Annotated in this window: 14 protein-coding genes and 1 pseudogene; 11 read left to right on the forward strand and 4 right to left on the reverse strand. The window is 61.3% G+C overall.

The genetic code is table 11. The annotated features are described in order from the left end of the window. Nucleotides 1-7: 7 nt before the first annotated feature. The gene (panC, locus tag FJV80_RS28970; RefSeq protein WP_063169248.1) at nt 8-916 is read right to left on the reverse strand and encodes a pantoate--beta-alanine ligase; all 909 of its coding nucleotides are present in this window, start codon (nt 914-916) and stop codon (nt 8-10) included. Beyond that, entirely contained in the window at nt 913-1,749 is an 837-nt protein-coding gene (panB, locus tag FJV80_RS28975) for a 3-methyl-2-oxobutanoate hydroxymethyltransferase (protein WP_063169249.1), read from the reverse strand. The genes panC and panB overlap by 4 nt, the downstream gene beginning before the upstream one ends. Nucleotides 1,750-1,920: 171 nt before the next feature. On the opposite strand from panB, the gene FJV80_RS28980 reads away from it, so the two are divergent. The 10 genes from FJV80_RS28980 (at nt 1,921) to FJV80_RS29025 (ending at nt 13,314) form a co-directional block, all read left to right on the forward strand. Next, nucleotides 1,921-2,883, forward strand: a complete 963-nt coding sequence (locus FJV80_RS28980; protein ID WP_024505567.1) for a membrane protein — start codon at nt 1,921-1,923, stop codon at nt 2,881-2,883. 62 nt (nt 2,884-2,945) lie between these two features. Continuing rightward, nucleotides 2,946-3,920: a quinolinate synthase NadA gene (gene nadA, locus FJV80_RS28985; RefSeq protein ID WP_063169250.1), complete on the forward strand. Its 975-nt coding sequence runs from the start codon at nt 2,946-2,948 to the stop codon at nt 3,918-3,920. Then, entirely contained in the window at nt 3,917-5,458 is a 1,542-nt protein-coding gene (locus FJV80_RS28990) for an L-aspartate oxidase (protein WP_063169251.1), read from the forward strand. Before nadA ends, FJV80_RS28990 begins: the two co-directional genes overlap by 4 nt. Before the next feature lies 1 nt (nt 5,459). Further along, nucleotides 5,460-6,341, forward strand: coding sequence for a carboxylating nicotinate-nucleotide diphosphorylase (gene nadC / locus FJV80_RS28995; protein ID WP_063169252.1), 882 nt, complete (start codon nt 5,460-5,462; stop codon nt 6,339-6,341). Between the two features lie 174 nt (nt 6,342-6,515). Then, the gene (gene bioB / locus FJV80_RS29000; RefSeq protein WP_224570943.1) at nt 6,516-7,484 is read left to right on the forward strand and encodes a biotin synthase BioB; all 969 of its coding nucleotides are present in this window, start codon (nt 6,516-6,518) and stop codon (nt 7,482-7,484) included. Beyond that, the gene (locus FJV80_RS29005) at nt 7,481-8,620 is read left to right on the forward strand and encodes an 8-amino-7-oxononanoate synthase (RefSeq protein WP_024505572.1); all 1,140 of its coding nucleotides are present in this window, start codon (nt 7,481-7,483) and stop codon (nt 8,618-8,620) included. Before bioB ends, FJV80_RS29005 begins: the two co-directional genes overlap by 4 nt. Beyond that, entirely contained in the window at nt 8,617-9,252 is a 636-nt protein-coding gene (gene bioD, locus FJV80_RS29010; protein ID WP_063169254.1) for a dethiobiotin synthase, read from the forward strand. Before FJV80_RS29005 ends, bioD begins: the two co-directional genes overlap by 4 nt. Then, nucleotides 9,252-10,517 (forward strand): adenosylmethionine--8-amino-7-oxononanoate transaminase, encoded by a 1,266-nt coding sequence (locus FJV80_RS29015; protein WP_063169255.1) that lies wholly within the window; start codon nt 9,252-9,254, stop codon nt 10,515-10,517. The genes bioD and FJV80_RS29015 overlap by 1 nt, the downstream gene beginning before the upstream one ends. Next, nucleotides 10,514-11,497, forward strand: a complete 984-nt coding sequence (locus tag FJV80_RS29020; RefSeq protein WP_063169256.1) for a beta-ketoacyl-ACP synthase III — start codon at nt 10,514-10,516, stop codon at nt 11,495-11,497. The genes FJV80_RS29015 and FJV80_RS29020 overlap by 4 nt, the downstream gene beginning before the upstream one ends. Nucleotides 11,498-11,670: 173 nt before the next feature. Beyond that, on the forward strand, nt 11,671-13,314 hold the full coding sequence (locus FJV80_RS29025) for an MFS transporter (RefSeq protein ID WP_063169257.1): 1,644 nt from the start codon (nt 11,671-11,673) through the stop codon (nt 13,312-13,314). Nucleotides 13,315-13,548: 234 nt separating this feature from the next. Here the strand turns inward: FJV80_RS29025 and hemN are convergent. Then, nucleotides 13,549-14,875, reverse strand: a pseudogene (gene hemN / locus FJV80_RS29030) (oxygen-independent coproporphyrinogen III oxidase). A 464-nt stretch (nt 14,876-15,339) separates the two neighbouring features. Continuing rightward, nucleotides 15,340-15,696: a hypothetical protein gene (locus tag FJV80_RS29035; RefSeq protein WP_024505577.1), complete on the reverse strand. Its 357-nt coding sequence runs from the start codon at nt 15,694-15,696 to the stop codon at nt 15,340-15,342. 681 nt (nt 15,697-16,377) lie between these two features. On the opposite strand from FJV80_RS29035, the gene FJV80_RS29040 reads away from it, so the two are divergent. Next, on the forward strand, nt 16,378-17,517 hold the full coding sequence (locus tag FJV80_RS29040; protein WP_063169258.1) for a porin: 1,140 nt from the start codon (nt 16,378-16,380) through the stop codon (nt 17,515-17,517). Nucleotides 17,518-17,966 lie beyond the last annotated feature (449 nt).

Below are 17,966 nucleotides of genomic sequence, written 5' to 3' on the forward strand. Positions count from 1 at the left end.
GCCGTCATCACCGCAATTGCTGTGCTGCTTCCGATTGGAGAGAGCTCCGCCCACCTGACCAACTACCGATGGGTGATATTGCGACGTTATCGATGAGCCGCGTGTCGCCAAGCCAAGCCGCAGCAAGCAAGCGTGCCGGTCGGTCAAGGCTTGCTAACGATTGCAGGTCTGTTTCTCCGCGAAGCTCCAGGTATTCGAGCTCGCGATAGCCGGCAGCCAGAATTGCTGCACGCGCTTCATCAAGCGTAGGCAGGATGGGGGAGCCGCGTGCAAGCCGCTCGGCCGTATCGAGCAGGACCGATGCTAGTTTTGGGGCAATGGCGCGTTGGGCTGGGGAGAGCCGCACGTTACGCGACGATAGCGCAAGACCATCGGCTTCGCGGACTGTCGGACAGGGCACAATAGTGATCGGAATGTCGAGATCCCGGACCAAGCGCCTGACAAGCTGAAGTTGCTGAAAATCCTTTTCGCCAAAAAAGGCGAAGTCAGCGCCGGCCTGCAGGAAGAGCTTGGCCACGACCGTCGCCACGCCATTGAAATGGCCGAGCCGGAATGCGCCGCAAAGGCATTCGCTGATGCCGGACACTGAAACGGCCGTGGCGAAGCCCACCTGGTACATTTCCTCTGTGTCCGGCACATAGAGCAGATGCGTGCCCAGCAGAGCGAGCTTGGCAGCATCGTCGCTTTCCGTCCGAGGGTAGGCAATCAGGTCGGCGGGGCTGTTGAACTGCTTGGGGTTTACGAACAGCGTCACGATCACCCGCTCGGCCCTTTCGAGCGCCTTCCGCACGAGGCTCAGATGCCCGTCGTGCAAGGCTCCCATGGTCGGCACAATACCGATCGTGGCACCCGAGCGACGCCATTGCGCAACGACGCCGCGCAGCTCGCTCACGGTTCGAGCGATCGGCACGCTCATGTGAAGTCACCGGCCTTCAAGGCGTTGACATAGAGATGTTCGACCGCCGGAAAGTGCCGGTTCCGCATATCGGTGGCGTAAGCGGCGATTGCCGCCTCAGCCTGCTCACCGAGCTCGGCATAGCGTTTGACGAACTTCGGCCGAAATGAGGTGAAGAGCCCGAGCATATCGTGGCTCACCAGAATCTGGCCGTCGCAAGCTGGCGAGGCACCGATGCCGATGGTGGGTATGTCGATATCGGCGGTTATCTGCCGTGCAAGCTGCTCCGGTATCTTTTCCAGCACCAAGGAGAAGGCGCCAGCTTCAGTTACCGCCCTGGCGTCGCGCCTGATCCGCTCTGCATCGGCTCCCCGGCCCTGCACACGATAGCCTCCAAACGTGTTTACCGCCTGCGGCGTCAGGCCCACATGGGCCATGACAGGTACGCCGCGCGCGGTAAGGAAGCGGATGGTTTCCGCGATGGTCTCGCCGCCCTCGATCTTTACCGCTGAACAACCGGTCTCACCCATCACGCGCGCAGCGTTGCCGAAAGCGTGCTCTGGGCTTTCCTCGTAGGAACCGAAGGGCAGGTCGACGACCATCAGCGCGTGTTCAAGGCCGCGGCGAACGGCCTGTCCGTGCATGATCATCATGTCGAGCGTGACCCCCAGCGTCGACGACAGGCCGTGCAGCACCATGCCGACGCTGTCGCCGACAAGAACGATGTCGCAGTGGCGATCGAGCAGCCTCGCGACCGGCGTGGTGTAGGCCGTCAAGCATACAAGTGGCGTCTGGCCTTTTCGCGATCGAATATCTGGAGGAGTCATCCCTTTTATCTCACCAGCCGCGCTCAACCGAGGCCCCTTCCCTTACGTTACCAACAGCGGGTGTCGCGTTTGGCATATTTTTGTGCGACTGCGAAGAGCTAAAAACAGCGCTTGAGTACTCCGGTGTTGACGTGCTGGCTTCCAAGGTTACATTCAATCGATTAAGGCGCTCCGTTGGGCCAACCCGCTTTCGCAAACATGGATCCTCAGACAAGAAGAACCAAGAAAGGCAAAGCCGCCGTCAAAGCTGACGAAGCCAAAGTGGACCTGACTGCCGTCGTGGTCGCCGTAAACGACAGTGAGCCCTGTGTCCTCACAGTCGGTCATGCGGACACCCTCCCTTCTGGACCTTTTGCCCTTGAGCATCGATCACTGCAGTCGGGTTTGAGGGGGTGGGTGGAGCAGCAGACCGGCCATGCACTTGGATACATCGAGCAACTCTACACCTTCGCCGATCGCGATCGCATCGGCACTGAGCGCCACCAGCGCGTCATCTCAATCAGCTATCTCGCATTGACCAGGAAGGAACAGGCAACGAACTCGGCCGCGTGCGGCTGGCAAAGTTGGTACGAATATTTTCCCTGGGAGGACCACCGCTTCGGCACGCCGCCTGTGCTGCTCGATAGATTGCGGCCCCGCCTGATTGAGTGGGCCGGCGGCGCCAGCGAGCCGACCACTCAACGCGAGCGCCGGCAGCGCGCTGCGATAGCCTTCGGCTTCGACGACCGCCATTGGAACGAGGAACTCACGCTCCAACGCTACGAGTTGCTCTATGAAGCTGCTCTGATTGAGGAGGCCGGTGGCGGCAGGGACGCGATTGCGGCCGCGGCTGGCAAACCAATGGTCGCTGACCACCGTCGTATTCTGGCAACCGGGATCGCGCGGCTGCGTTCGAAGATCAAATACCGGCCGGTCGTGTTCGAGCTTATGCGGCCTTCCTTCACGCTGCTGCAACTGCAGCGAACCGTGGAAGCTTTGGCTGGCAGGCTGATCAACAAGCCGAACTTCCGGAGATTGGTCGAGCAGCAGGAACTTGTTGAGGAGACCGGGGAGACCTCCCTCGACACGGGCGGCCGACCGGCGAAGCTTTATCGCTTCCGGCATGCCGTCCTCGACGACAGGGCTATCGCCGGGACAAAATTACCGCTGGCGCGGGCTTGACATACTTATAGTCAAGGTAGATATATTCCCTTATTGTCAAACCGAATATAATCGAGGCGCCAATGACTGGGGCGTTACCTATGGCTGCGTCCTTGTATGAGCGTGTCCGGCGGGTGATCCCACCCGTTGAATGGCCCGCGTTCGCCGGCGATATTGAAGCCATCTTAGCGCTGAAGCGTGAGCGCAATGCGGTGGTGCTGGCGCACAATTACCAGACGCCCGAAATTTTTCATTGCGTGGCAGACATCGTCGGCGACAGCCTGGCGTTGGCCCACAAGGCGGTGACGGTCGACGCCGACATCATCGTGGTTGCCGGCGTTCATTTCATGGCCGAGACGGCAAAACTGCTCAATCCGAACAAGACCGTGCTCATCCCGGATCTCCGCGCCGGCTGCTCGCTGGCCGAATCGATCACGGCAAACGACGTGCGGCTAATGCGGCTGCGGTATCCGGGGGTCCCCGTTGTTACTTACGTCAACACTTCCGCCGCCGTAAAAGCGGAGTCCGACATCTGCTGCACGTCCGGCAACGCCAAGGCGGTGGTGGAATCGCTTGGCGTGGCGCGTGTGCTGATGCTCCCGGACGAATATCTGGCGAGGAACGTGGCAGCCGATACAGACGTCGAGATCATCGCCTGGAAAGGCCATTGCGAGGTGCATGAGCGCTTCACCGCAGCAGACATCCGGGAACTGCGCGATGCCCATCCAGGCGTCATCGTGCTGGCCCATCCAGAATGCCCACCAGACGTTGTCGCGGAGGCGGAGTTCTCCGGCTCGACCGCGGCGATGTCGGATTATGTCGAGCGTGAGAAACCGAAGCGTGTCGTCCTTCTGACCGAATGTTCGATGAGCGACAACGTCGCGGTCGCGCATCCCGACGTCGAGTTCGTTCGCCCATGCAATCTGTGCCCGCACATGAAGCGCATCAACCTGGCCAACATTCGCGCCGCACTCGAGCAGAACCGGCATGAGGTCCGGATTGATCCCGAAATTGCCGGCCCCGCCCGCCGCGCGGTCGAGCGCATGCTTTCCCTATGAGTCTGGAGGTTCGCGAAATCGCGGGGGCGCCGGTCGTCATCGGCGGCGGCATTGCCGGCCTGATGACGGCGCTTCATCTGGCGCCGGAACCGGTCGTGCTTTTGACCAACGCGCCGCTTGGAACCGGAGCCTGCAGTGAACTTGCCCAGGGCGGTCTTGCGGCAAGTCTCGGGGGCGACGACGGCCCAGATTTTCACCTTTGCGACACGATAGCTGCCGGCGACGGACTCTGCGATGAGGCCACGGTGCGGCGAGTGGTACGAGCTGCACCCGAAGCGATTAGGACGATCCAAAGGTTCGGCGTCGACTTCGACCAGCACCCTGACCGCGCGTTGCGACTTGGGCTCGAGGCGGCACACTCGCGACGGCGGATTGTGCATGCAGCCGGCGACGCCACCGGTCGCGAGTTGGTGCGCGCGCTCGTCGCCGCGGTTCGGCGTACAGCCTCGATCACCATTATCGAAAATGTGGAGGTCCGCCGGCTGGTCGTGCAGGACGGGTCGGTCATCGCCGTGGTCGCAGCAGGACGAGCCGGCGCGCTCGCTCTGCCCACGCGTCGCGCGGTGCTGGCGACCGGCGGCGTCGGCGGGCTGTTTTGCGACACGACAAACCCCGCTGGCTCATGGGGTCACGGGCTGGCGCTCGCCGCATGGGCGGGGGCGGAACTCGCCGACTTGGAATTCATACAGTTCCATCCAACTGCGCTCGACGGTCCGCGCCGGCCGATGCCGCTGGTGAGCGAAGCCGTGCGTGGCGAAGGCGCGGTGCTCATCGATGAGCGAGGAGAGCGCTTCCTCGCCGACACACCTGGCGGTGAACTTGCGCCTCGCGACGTCGTAGCGCGCGCCATTTGGCACCAGCTTGCCGTTGGACGCCGCGTATTCCTGGACGCACGGCAAAGTCTCGGCCCGAGATTTGGCAAGCGTTTTCCAGGCATCGCCGAATTGTGCCGGAGCGCAGGAATCGACCCAGCGACCGACCTGATCCCGGTGCGCCCGGCGGCACATTATCACATGGGCGGCGTCGCCGTAGACAGCGCCGGCCGCAGCTCCATCGAGGGATTGTGGGCCTGCGGTGAGGTGGCCTGTACCGGCCTGCACGGCGCCAACCGCCTGGCCAGCAACTCGCTCACCGAAGCGGCGGTCACCGCGAGCTGGGTTGCCGAAAGCGTTGCCGGCACGTCGTATACCCGGCGACCGCGCAGATGCTCCACATTCGTCCCTCCACGACCAGACGCTTCCGTGGTCCGCCCGATTGTCTCCGCCGCCCTGGGTATCATCCGCGACGGCGAGGCAATGCGCGAAGCGGTGGCGACCCTGCTGCCGATCGCAGCCAATAGTGTCGCTGCCTCTGGTCCGGCTTTGGTCTCACTGATGATCGCCGCGGCGGCCCTGAGGCGGGAAGAGAGTCGAGGCGCGCACTGTCGGTCCGATTTCCCGCTCCACGATGCCAACGTGCGCCCATCACGGCTGACACTGCACAGCGCAATGCGGGCCGCGGCCGCACTCGATTGCCGGGCTACCATACGGAGCACTTGATATGACTTCATTCTCCCCCCTCCCCGCGACCCTGATCGAACCGATTGTGCGCGTTGCGCTCCTCGAAGACCTGGGCAGATCCGGCGACCTGACCACCGATGCGGTTATCCCGTATGATTGCACTGCCACGTTGGTGCTCAAAGCGAGGCAGGCGGGCGTCGTTGCCGGGCTCGATCTGGTCTCGTATGCCTTCCTTCTCGTGGAACCGGCGATCAACATCCAGATCTGGCGCCCTGATGGCAGCGAGGTTGGGGCCGGGGAAACCATTGCAAGATTGTCCGGACCCGCACGAGGCCTGCTCACGGCCGAACGCACGGCCCTCAATTTCTTATGCCGGCTGAGCGGCATTGCCACTGCCACAGCGGCCATGGTTGAGGCCGTGCGCGGTCACAAGGCGAGGATTGTATCGACGCGAAAGACGACGCCCGGGCTGCGGGCATTGGAGAAATACGCCGTGCGCGTCGGCGGCGGTGCCAATCACCGGTTCGGCCTCGATGACGGCGTGCTCATAAAGGACAACCACATCGCGATCGCCGGCGATATGCGCACAGCAATAGAGCGGGCGCGCGCCGCAGCAGGGCATATGGTGAAGGTCGAGGTCGAGGTCGACACGCTGAAGCAGCTCGATGCAGCGCTCGCGATTGGTGTTGACGCGGTGCTGCTCGACAATATGTCGGTCGAGGATCTTGCCCGCGCGGTTTCTATAGTGGATGGCCGTACGATCACCGAGGCGTCCGGTCGGGTGATGCCGAAAACGGCGGCGGCGATTGCGGCGACCGGTGTCGATCTCATCTCCATGGGTTGGCTGACGCACAGCGCCCCGATCCTCGACATCGGCCTGGACATGCCGGACCACCAGAACATCTGCAAGCACTTGAACTGAGGATTACGGCGTGAGGAGCAACATCAGCTCGGCAGGCGTAGGAGGTGCTGGAAAGACGTGCCGCAGCTCGCCTTTAGCGAGTGCGCCCCAAAGCCAAGAAGGCGTACCGGACTAGCAAACAAAGGTTTGACGATGACGATTGGAATGAACTCGGAGTTCGACGTGAACCAGACCATGCAATCGGTCGACGGAACGCCTCCGCGATGGAACCGCAAAGAGGCCGAGGCCATCTACGGCATGCCATTCAACGATCTGCTGTTCCTGGCTCAGACGATCCACCGCCAGAACTTCGATCGAAACCGAGTGCAGCTGTCGCGGCTCCTTAGCATCAAGACCGGCGGGTGCCCCGAAGATTGCGGCTATTGCAGCCAGTCTGCGCATTACGAAACCGGTGTGAAGGCGTCGAAGCTGGTGGACGTCAAGCATGTCATCGACGAAGCGGCCAAGGCGCGTGATGGCGGCGCAACGCGCTATTGCATGGGCGCGGCGTGGCGAAGTCCCAAGGAGCGCGACATGGACGTTGTGGTCGCCATGATTGAGGGCGTCAAGGCCCTCGGCATGGAGACCTGCATGACGCTCGGCATGCTCGATCTTGAGCAAGCTGCTCGCCTGAAGCAGGCCGGTCTCGACTACTATAACCACAACATCGATACCTCTGAGCGCTACTATGGCGAGGTTATTTCAACCAGGACTTTTGCCGACCGGCTGAAAACGCTTGGGCACGTGCGCGCGGTTGGGATGAAAGTCTGCTGCGGCGGCATTGTCGGGATGGGAGAAGAAAAGACCGATCGCATCGACATGCTGGTCACGCTCGCGAACCTGCCCGAGCCGCCGGAAAGCGTGCCGATCAACATGCTTATTCCCATCGAAGGCACGCCGCTTGCCGCGGCCGACGCCATCGATCCGATCGATTTCGTCCGCATCGTTGCGCTCGCGCGGGTGATGATGCCGAAATCCTATGTAAGGCTGTCCGCCGGCAGGACGGCGATGAGCGACGAAACGCAGGCGCTGTGCTTCTTTGCCGGCGCCAATTCGATCTTTGTCGGCGACACGCTGCTGACGGCGGGAAATCCCGGCGAGGACAAGGATACCCTTCTGTTCCGGCGCCTCGGCATTGAGCCTATGGAACTCGCCACGCAATGAAGGAGGCAATTCTTGCCCGCTATGACGCAACCTTGCGGGGACTGGGGCGCAAGGACCGGTTGCGGACGCTCGCACCGCGCGCCGGGCTCGACTTCTCGTCGAACGACTATATCGGACTTGCCGCCTCCAAAAGACTGGGCGATGCGGTTTCGACGGCGATTGCGCGGGGCACGCCAGTGGGCGCCACCGGATCGCGGCTGTTGCGCGGCAATGCACCGGAACATGAGCAACTGGAGGCGGACGCAGCGGCATTTTTCGGAGCCGAGCGTGCACTGTTCTTCGGCAGCGGCTATATCGCCAACTTCGCTCTGCTGACGGCCCTGCCGCAGAAAGGCGACCTGCTGGTCCTCGACGAGCTCGCTCATGCCAGCATGCATGAGGGTGCCCAGGCCGGGCGCGCTGAGTTCAAGCTGGCCGCGCACAACGACGTCGACGCTGTCGAGGACGCAATCACCCGCTGGCGCGCCGAAGGCGGCATGGGGCGGGTGTGGATCGCCTTCGAAAGCCTTTACAGCATGGATGGCGACCGTGCGCCGATGGAGAGCCTGGTCGCGCTGGCTGATCGGTACCAGGCATTCATCGTCGTCGATGAAGCGCATGCCACCGGCGTCTGGGGACCGGACGGCCGGGGACTGGCCGCCGCGTATGAAGGCCGCGACAACATCGTCACGCTCCACACATGCGGCAAGGCGCTTGGCGCATCCGGCGCGCTCGTTACCGGACCGCGAACACTGTGCGACTATCTTATCAACCGGTGCCGGCCATTCATCTATGCGACCGCACCATCGCCGCTGATGGCAGTCGCGGCACGTGAGGCGCTGACTATTCTGTCTGACGAGCCTATGCGTCGTGCTCAGTTGCACGAGCGTGTCGCTTTCGCGAGCCGGCAATTGGCCGAACGCTGCGGCGTGATGCCCAGCGGCTCGCAGATCCAGCCGCTTGTGATCGGCGATAACAGCCGCACCATGGCGGTGGCGGCAGGACTGCAGGCACGCGGCTTCGACATACGCGGCATTCGCCCGCCGACAGTGCCTGAGGGTACGTCGCGCCTGCGCATTTCGCTGACTCTCAACGTCGACGAAGCCGACATTTCCGCCATGGTCGAGGCTCTCGTCGGAGTGTTGGCCACAGCATGACCAAACGCATCGTCGTCACCGGAACAGACACTGGAATTGGCAAGACAGTGTTTTCGGCCGGACTTGCCGGGCTGCTCGACGGCTTCTACTGGAAGCCGGTGCAATCGGGCCTCAACGAGGAGACCGACAGCGAGGTCGTCGCCCGGCTTTCCGGCTTGCCCGACGGACGCGTGCTGCCCGAAGTCTATCGACTGACGATGCCGCTGTCGCCGCATCGATCAGCCGAAATCGACGGCGTCGCGATCGAGGCCGACGATCTTTCATTTCCGGTCCTGCCGACACCGCTCGTCATCGAAGGCGCCGGCGGGCTGATGGTGCCGCTCAATCGACAGACAAGGTTCATTGACATATTCGAACAATGGCGGCTGCCGGTCATACTGTGCGCCCGCACCGCGCTTGGCACCATCAATCATACGCTGTTGTCGATCGAGGCCCTGAGAGCCCGCTCCATCCCGCTCATCGGCATTGCCTTCATTGGCGAAGAGGTGGCCGATACACAAAGGACAATCGTGGAATTCGGCGGCGTGCCGCAGCTGGGCAGGCTGCCGCACCTCGGTCCGCTGACGGGTGAAACGTTGAGAGATGCAATGATTTCCGGCTTCGACCTGGCCATGATTGCCGGAGGCGACTGATGGCGGAGTCTCGAGTCTGGCATCCGTTCACGCAGCACGCGCTAGAGCCCTCGCTCCCTGAAATCGTGCTGACTGAAGGCGCCTATCTCCACAAGGCCGACGGCTTCCGCATCCTCGATGCGATTTCTTCCTGGTGGGTCGTCACCCATGGCCATCGCCACCCCCGCATCATGAAGGCCATCGAGACGACCGCCTCGAGCCTCGACCAGATCATCTTCGCGGGCTTCACCCACGAGCCGGCCGAACGGCTGGCCGAGGCGCTTGTAGGCATCGCACCCGCCGGCCTCCACCGGGTGTTCTATTCCGACAGTGGCTCGACCTCAGTCGAAGTCGCGCTGAAGATGGCGCTCGGCTATTTCCGTAACATCGGCGCGTCGCGTTCGCGCATCGCCGTCATGGAGCACAGCTATCATGGCGACACCATCGGCACGATGAGCGTCGGCGCCCGTGGCGTCTTCAACGCCGCCTATGAGCCTTTGCTGTTCGAGGTCGACACCATCCCCTTCCCGGCCGCCGGGCGCGAGCAGGAAACGCTGGATCGGTTCGAGGCCGTTAGCCGCGACCGGCGCGCAGCCGCGCTGATCGTCGAGCCGCTGGTGCTTGGCGCCGGCGGCATGCTGATGTATCCGGCCTGGGTTCTTGCCGAATTGAAGAGGATCGCCGAAGCCTCCGGCACGCTCGTGATCGCCGATGAAGTGATGACCGGCTGGGGGCGCACCGGAACCATGTTTGCCTGCGAACAGGCGTCCGTCTCGCCCGACATCTTGTGCACCTCGAAAGGTCTGACCGGTGGTACCATCCCGCTGGCCGCCACGATCGCCACCGATGCCATCTTCCACGCTCACTTTTCGGAGGATCGCAAGAAGACGTTTTTCCATTCGAGCTCCTACACCGCCAATCCGATCGCCTGCGCGGCAGCACTTGCCAATGTCGAGATCTGGCGTGACGAGCCGGTGGCCGAGCGGATCGCGGTCTTGAGCGCGAGGCAGGCCGCGGGGCTGCAACGCTTCCGGGACAATCCATATTTCACCGACTGCCGGACAACCGGCACCATCGCGGCACTCGACCTACGCACCGGCTCAGCCGGTTATCTGGCCGAGATCGGGCCAAAACTGCGCGCTTTTTTCCTTGAGCGCGGCCTGTTGGTGCGCCCGCTCGGCAATGTCCTCTATCTTCTGCCGCCCTATTGCATCACCAGCGACGAATTGGACGGGCTCTATGACGCGATAGAGGAGGCCGGCGAACGCTTCGGCTCGCGGCCATGAACCTATCGTCGCGCGTTCTCGGCTTCGGCCATCATGCGCCGACGCGCAAGGTCGAGAACCCGGAAATCGAAGACCGGCTCGGGCTTGAGCCCGGCTGGATCGAGCGGCGCACCGGAATTCGCTCGCGCTTCTGGGCAACAGACGAAGACACGCTGTCGGGCCTTGCCGCCTCTGCCGGCGACATGGCGCTGACCAATGCCGGTATCGACCGCGGCGACGTCGGTCTACTCTTGCTCGCCACGTCGACGCCCGATCACCTTCTGCCGCCAAGCGCGCCGCTGGTCGCACATCGGCTGGGGCTAGGCCGCGCCGGAGCGATCGACCTGACCGGCGCCTGCGCCGGCTTCATCTATGCGCTGATGTTCGCCGACGGGTTCACCCGCCTGCACGGCAAAGCGAGCCTTGTCATCGCCGCCAACATCCTCAGCCACCGCATCAATTTGGCCGAGCGCGCCAGCGCCGTGCTGTTTGCCGATGCCGCCGGCGCCATGGTGATCAGTCCTTGCGATGACCCGGATCGAGGCATTCTCGGCGCTTCGGTGGATTCCGACGGCTCGCGCTACGGGCTAATCCAGATTCCCGCCGGGGGAAGCAACACTCCGTTCCATGCCGACCTCGACCTCGCGCAGACACGGATGACGATCACTGACGGCCGTGAAGTATTCAGCAAGGCCGTGGAGATGATGACCGCCTGCTCGAGAGATGCGCTCACTGCTGCCCGACTGAGGCCGCAAGACCTCGATCGTTTCGTGCCGCATCAGGCCAATGCGCGCATTTTCGACGCGGTCGGCAGGAACCTCGGCATCGCTGATCACTCGATCGTCAAGACGATCGCCGAATATGGCAACTCTTCCGCCGCGACGATCCCGCTCTCATTGTCGCTGGCCCATCGGGCGCAGCCGTTTCGGCCTGGCGAGAAAGTCCTCTTGGCGGCAGCGGGTGCGGGTCTCAGCGGCGGCGCGCTTGTGGTGGGAATTTAGCAAAGCAATGCTTGCGCACAGGACTGCTCATGAATGAGACTATGAGAATGGCTCAATACGCAAATAGTCGCCGGCAAGCTCCATAGAGCTGGGGTCCGTGCGGTGCTCCGCGATGTCTAAGTATCGACCCGCTTGCTCAAATCGCAGCGCTCATCGAAGGCCAGCAATACCTCATGCAGAGCGAAAATCCCCAACCGCCCGTTTCAAAGACGCTCGCCCCATTTCGAAACAAGGTGTTTCGCTCAATTTGGGCGGCCACCCAGATTTCCAGCCTCGGTTGGCTAGTGCAAACGGTCGCCATCAGTTGGCTTATGGCAACGATTTCAGCGTCCGACCTCATGGTGGCACTCGTCCAGGCCGCATCCACATTGCCGGTGTTCTTCCTCTCAGTTTTCGCCGGAGCCATTGCCGACAACTTCAGCCGCCGGTGGGTGATGTTTGCGGGACACTGCCTGATAGCATCGGCGTCGACGACGCTGATGATTTCTGTGGGTCTGGGATTTGTCAGTCCTTGGCTGATTCTCGGGTTAGGTTTCCTGGCCGGCTGCGGCTTTGCCTTGAATGATCCGGCTTGGCACGCTTCGGTCGGCGATATCCTTCACAAACGCGACATTCCGGCCGCAGTGACGCTTATGTCCGTCGGATACAACATTGTGCGCAGCGTTGGTCCAGCCTTGGGGGGCGTGATCCTGGCCGTCTTTGGGCCGCTGGCCGCTTTCGCCTTGGCTGCGGTGAGTGATCTGGCGCCCATAAGCGCGATATGGCGCACCAAATGGGAGGTCCGCTCTTCGCCTCTCCCTCGTGAGAGAATGACGACGGCAATTCATGACGGAGTGCGCTTTACGGCGATGTCTTTGGAGATCAGGGCAGCGACCGCCCGAGCCGCTCTTTTCGGGTTGGCAAGCATCTCCATTCTGGCGTTGCTCCCCCTCGTCGTCCGGGATCAGTTGAAGAGTGGGCCAATTGTCTACGGTATCTTATTGGCCGGCTTCGGCATGGGTGCTTTCATCGCGGGTATGGGCAACGGCTTCTTGAGGAAGGTCACGTCTCAAAACAGGCTGGTGGCCTTCGCCTCTGTGGCTTGTGCAGTCTGTTGCCTCTCCCTTGCCCTTACATCGTCGCTTCCTGTGGCGGCCATTTCGCTGGCGCTCGGCGGAGCGGGTTGGCTTATCACCTGGACGGGCATTGACGTGTCGGTGCAGTTGGCAAGCCCAAGGTGGGTTGTAGGCCGCACGCTCTCCATTTACTACGCCTTGAGCGCAGGCGGTATGGCTGCTGGCAGCTGGATCTGGGGTTCTGTCGCGCAAAACTATTCCTTGACCTCAGCATTGGAGGGCGCCGCAGGCGCTCTGTTGCTGGTTGCAGCAGCGGGGATCGTGTTGCCGGTCCGTCCCTGGGAAGAAACCGATCAAGAAAGTTCAGTTTTTCATCCGCCGGACGTGGCTCTCGATCTGAAACCCAGAAGTGGCCCTATCGTGGCCAAGGTCGAGTATTTGATATCGGAGGAAAATATCGAGGCCTTTCTGGGCTCCATGCGCACGCGGCGACACGTCCAGAGCCGTGCCGGTGCACGAAACTGGACGCTCCAGCGAAATCTGCAAACACCGTCACTTTGGACGGAGACATTCCGCACCCCCACCTGGATGGACTTTCTCCGCCTAAATCATCGACTCACCGCAGCAGATAAGGAAGTCGCCCAGCATCTCCTGTCACTGCATGAAGGAGAGGTGCCTCCGCAGACAGTGCTTTCGATTGAACGGACGACCGAGGCAATTCGTACCCGTACCTCGACAATCTTTTCTCGTCCTCCAAGATGACGCCATCAAGCTGCTGTCCAGGGACAGGGTGGATCACCGGTGCTTTGCAGAGCACAGCCTCACACCGAGAGCAGCGTGCTCCGGGTTGTGCGCTTTCGCGCGCACCCAGGCGAGATGATGGTGAACGCGGCGTCAAGTGGAAGTCCCCTGCATACGCTTGCGGAGTCTTCTGCGAGAGCCCATGCCGACGAGCGCCAAACAAGGTCTGATGCCTTTCGGCGTCGTGGCCTCAACTCATCGATTCGCGAGAAAAGCATCGAATGCAGCAGCAACGGCGCGAACAACAAAGCGGTGCTCCGGCCGCACGCGGATGAAGCCGTTTTCGACGTCCAGGATCCCCTCCTCAGCCAGCGTCACCAAACTCTCAACTGAATCGAGAAAACGAGCTGGTTCGATTTCGTGGGCGGCACAGATGGTCGGCACGTCGGCCTCCAAATCGCACATCAGTCGCTCGATGATCGCTGCGCGCACCCGGTCATCGTCGGTCAGACGGTGACCCTTTGATGTCGCCAGACGTCCACTTGCGATGTGCCGGGCGTAAGAATCCCGTGTTACTTCGTTCTGAACATACCCCTCGCGGACTCGGCCAATAGCCGACGCGCCGAAGCCGATCACGTTTTGCAAGTATCGGCCGAGTATCCCAGCGAATTACGCCGTAGGCGCCCGGTCTTCTGGCGCTAGCGCAAGTTCGTCGTCCGGCGGAGCGAAATGATCGAGCCCGATCTCCCGGTAGCCAGCGCCAACCAGTGTCTCGGCGACAGTTGCAGCCTGTTCGGCGCGAAGATCGCCGTCCGGTAGACCTGCCTGCTCGATTAGGCGCTGATTCTTTATCACGGAAGGAATATGCGCGTATCCGAACACCGCAAGCCGGTTGGGGCGCATGGCGACCGCAGCCATCGCGGTCTGGATGCAGGACTGCACAGTCTGTTTCGGTAGACCGAAGATGAGGTCGAAGTTGATATGGCCAACGCCATGCCGGCGGAGATTTTGGACTGCAGCGGCCGTCTGCACCTTACTCTGGATCCGATTGATCGCCTTTGCACATCGGGATCAAAGCTCTGCATCCGATGCTCGCGCGGTTGACACCGTTAGCTGCCAGGGCTTCGGCCATTTCCGGTGTGAACGTTCGGGGATCGATCTCCACGGCGATCGCAGCAGTTTTGCTGAAAGCGAAGTGGCGGCGTAGAAATTCCATCAGCGCCAAGTGCTCGGCTGGCCCGATAAGGTGAGGCGTTCCGCCGCCGAAATGCACATCGCTCACCGGCAGCCCTTGCCGCACTTGCTCCGACACCAAACTGATCTCCTGACGCAGCACCGCTAAATAATTAAGGATCGGGCCGTTGCGACGGATGACCGCGGTAGGGAAGCCGCAATACCAGCACATGGATCGGCAAAACGGAATGTGGAAATAGAGCGACACCGATTCGTCGGCCGGGAGGCCCCCCAGCCATTCCTCATAATCGTCAGCACCAACTGCCGCAGAGAAGTCTGGCACAGTCGGATAGATGGTATACCAAGGCGGCCGGGGGTCCCGGTACTTTGTCAGGATTGAGGTGTGCAAGGAGCTGTCATCCCACGTCGCTCATCCATCATTCTTTCGTTGCGCGCTCGTCCTGGTCTCTGACCTAAGTCAGTGCGTCCCGCTTATGTCGCAGTCTCGTTTGGACAGGATGGGGTCAACCACGCCGGGGAGCGCGCGTGCCATGGTTGCGCCTGAGGTGATGGTGCGGTGCCGCATTCAACGTCTGAGTACGTGACGCCAGTGCAGTGTGCTTGAGGCGTCTGCGGAAGAACTTTGCAATGCGAAATTCATGTCCGACGCAACGGACCTGTCAAGCCTCGTTCAGACGCCATCCAGGTCCAGCCAGCGGCCTTCCCTGCCGGCCGAAAAACCATACCGGCTTTAGCCACCGAGACGCTCTAAAGCTGACGTCGGCTCATTTGATGAAAGGAGGACGCCGCTAGGGGGTGCACAAGGTTCCCCGGCTTGACGTCGCTTCGAGCGAAGAGCGGTGTGGCTTGTCGTCAAGCGCCGGGCAGCGTGCCCCCTACCGATATCCCGAAAAGATCGACCAAGATGGCCATGCCGACGCCACACGCGGTCTGGATGAGGCCGACCATGAAAATGCGATTGGCGCGTTCGTAGATGGGGCGCCGCAAGGAACTCATGTCGAGCAGCATGGACAGCGCTCTCATCTGCAGTGCGATGCCGAGCAGGATCGGCACTACGGCGAACAGATCGTAGAGTTGCCATGGCAAGGGGTTCGCGGCCCAATGAGTGAGGAAGCCGAGGGAAAAGGCAAGCAGGATACCCACGGCAGTGATTGTGCCGTTGCGGAAAATGGTCTCGATCGGTTCTTCCTTCGGATCGTGCTCGTCCAAGCGGCTTCCTTTCGTTGCTCTTTCCGTCGAGACTAAGTTCTCGAGAATACTGTTCATCGCCAATTACTCGAGGCGAGCCGTAGGCAGCCGTTTCAGGGTGCGCTCCCTCTCGCTTCCGGCCGCGCAATGTACCTGCACGGCGAACTTACAGCGGCGAAAAGGTGCTGCGGCCACCATGCGACGCCTCGGACGTGCACGCCCTCTGTTCCTGGCGCAGCCCTTGCGGAGCGTACGCGCAGTGATCCTTCTCGGTAGCGGATGGCGCGGCCTCCGTTGCGGTCAGACGGGAAGCCGTCGCTGTTAAACGAGACTGTCACATATCGAACATGGCGAACCGTGTCGCACATTTCTTTTCGCAGTGACCCTCAAAAAAAGTGATTCCAGCGAGACGAAGGCGCGTCGGCCCGATTTTGGTGTCGGCCGCATCTACGCTTCAGGTTGGCATGTCGCTTGCTGCTCTATTCGGAGAGCTGCAGCGGTCCGACCGGAGTGTTTCACATGTAAACGATAATGAATCTCCTAGCAGAAAACACTATTATAAGTACATGTGGCTTTTACGCTGGCTCACCTCTCGTGTCAAGCGCTTTGGCGTCCACATATTGGAGACAACACGCACAAAATTTAGAGGAAAAGCTTGCTCTTTCGCCTCTATCCTTTTTATTCCTTCATGGAGATCTAGACATGTACATCAAGAGTCCTCTTCTCGGCTTAACTGCTCTGATGACCATTTCCGTCGGTCGAGCAGCTGGCGCCGAGCGGGAACCGGCCGAGTACATCAAGATCTGCGACGTCCTCGGCTCGGGATATTCCTATATTCCCAACACCGAGACCTGCCTGCGCATCGGCGGCTATGTCCGTTACGATATCGGCCTGGGTGACGTCCGATCGTATGACAGCGCAAGAACCTCGGACGTGAGAACTGGCGAGGACCAAGGCACTTGGCGAAACAGCACACGCTTCACGTTCAAAACTTGGACCGGCCAGCAGACCGAGCTCGGCGCGTTGACGACCTATACCGAAACCCAGGTGAATTTTGGCAACAGCGCTAACTCGCATGACAGTCCTCAGAACTATGATTTCAACAGCGGCCTCGCACTGGCTTCTGCCTGGGTCGAGCTGGGAGGCCTGCGAGTTGGCAAGGAGGGGTCGGCCTTCGATACGTTTGCAAGCTACGCTGGCAACGTTCTCGATAGTATGCTCGTTCCGTCGGCCGGCTTCGACACCAACGTGGCTCAGTACCACTTCGACGCCGGCAACGGCATTTCGACTGTGATTTCGCTCGAACAAGGATCGGGCTCAGCCGGTACTATCGACAGCTATATTCCGCACGTTGTCGCCGGCTTGAAATACACGCAAGGCTGGGGCTCGATCATCGGCGTCGCGGCTTATGACAGCAATTACGAAGCTTTTGCCGGCAAGATCCGCGTCGACGTCGCTGTCACAAACCAGCTGTCGCTGTTTGGACTCTTCGGCTACGGTTCCAATGCCAGTCTCAACGAGGACTCAAACGGCGCAATTGCCAATCATGGGCGCGGCTCGTACAAAATCTGGAACGGCCAGTGGGCTTTCTGGGCGGGCGCCACCTACGAGTTTGACGAGAAAACTTCGTTCAACCTTCAGGTCTCGGGTGATCAGCTCAAGGATGCTGGTGTGGCTGCAAACGTCGCCTACATGGTCGTTCCCGGCTTCACGGTCACAGCCGAGGTCGATTACGACCACTACGGCAACTCTGGCCTCGGCCCTGCCGAGCCTACCGCCGTCAAGGGCACGAGCAAGCCGAACAGCGTCGGCGGCATTCTCCGCTTACAAGGCTCATTTTGAAATCTCTCCAGTCGCGAGCATGGCAAAGGCACTTGCCTCGACAACGCACGCATGGAGAGCTTCGTTCGCCATCTTGAAGTCTGCATCGACCGTCCACGGCCCATCGTACCAACTAGAAACTGAAAGTTATGAGCCCTGTGTACTACACCTAGCCCTTGACCTGCCCGATGAACCGGCCAGGGGCCGTCAGTTCAAATTCGGGGCCGTTTAGAGGGCAGTGTGAGGCCGTGTTAGGTAAGCGCCACTGCAATGTCGAGGCCGCGACACGCCTGTCGCTTTGGACGGCTGGAATTGCCCTTCGCGGCGCCATTCATTCTCTCAACATTTACGTGATAATGCACGCTGAGTCCGAGCCGCGTGGCAGCACCCATCCTAGGTGTGAGCTTTCGAGAGGTTGTCCATTCGGACCGGACCGAGGAGACTGGAGTTACCACGCTTCAGCATCCATC

It is taken from the genome of Mesorhizobium sp. WSM4310 (assembly GCF_007003935.1).
GTDB lineage: Bacteria > Pseudomonadota > Alphaproteobacteria > Rhizobiales > Rhizobiaceae > Mesorhizobium.

What these genes read in the sequence shown, in the direction of transcription:
- FJV80_RS29020 (WP_063169256.1), top strand. Translation starts at nt 10,514, where the DNA reads ATGAACCTATCGTCGCGCGTTCTCGGCTTCGGCCATCATGCGCCGACG.
- nadA (WP_063169250.1), top strand. Translation starts at nt 2,946, where the DNA reads ATGACTGGGGCGTTACCTATGGCTGCGTCCTTGTATGAGCGTGTCCGG.
- FJV80_RS29040 (WP_063169258.1), top strand. Translation starts at nt 16,378, where the DNA reads ATGTACATCAAGAGTCCTCTTCTCGGCTTAACTGCTCTGATGACCATT.
- bioD (WP_063169254.1), top strand. Translation starts at nt 8,617, where the DNA reads ATGACCAAACGCATCGTCGTCACCGGAACAGACACTGGAATTGGCAAG.
- bioB (WP_224570943.1), top strand. Translation starts at nt 6,516, where the DNA reads ATGCAATCGGTCGACGGAACGCCTCCGCGATGGAACCGCAAAGAGGCC.
- nadC (WP_063169252.1), top strand. Translation starts at nt 5,460, where the DNA reads ATGACTTCATTCTCCCCCCTCCCCGCGACCCTGATCGAACCGATTGTG.
- panC (WP_063169248.1), bottom strand. Translation starts at nt 916, where the DNA reads ATGAGCGTGCCGATCGCTCGAACCGTGAGCGAGCTGCGCGGCGTCGTT.
- FJV80_RS29025 (WP_063169257.1), top strand. Translation starts at nt 11,671, where the DNA reads ATGCAGAGCGAAAATCCCCAACCGCCCGTTTCAAAGACGCTCGCCCCA.
- FJV80_RS29005 (WP_024505572.1), top strand. Translation starts at nt 7,481, where the DNA reads ATGAAGGAGGCAATTCTTGCCCGCTATGACGCAACCTTGCGGGGACTG.
- FJV80_RS28990 (WP_063169251.1), top strand. Translation starts at nt 3,917, where the DNA reads ATGAGTCTGGAGGTTCGCGAAATCGCGGGGGCGCCGGTCGTCATCGGC.
- FJV80_RS28980 (WP_024505567.1), top strand. Translation starts at nt 1,921, where the DNA reads ATGGATCCTCAGACAAGAAGAACCAAGAAAGGCAAAGCCGCCGTCAAA.
- FJV80_RS29015 (WP_063169255.1), top strand. Translation starts at nt 9,252, where the DNA reads ATGGCGGAGTCTCGAGTCTGGCATCCGTTCACGCAGCACGCGCTAGAG.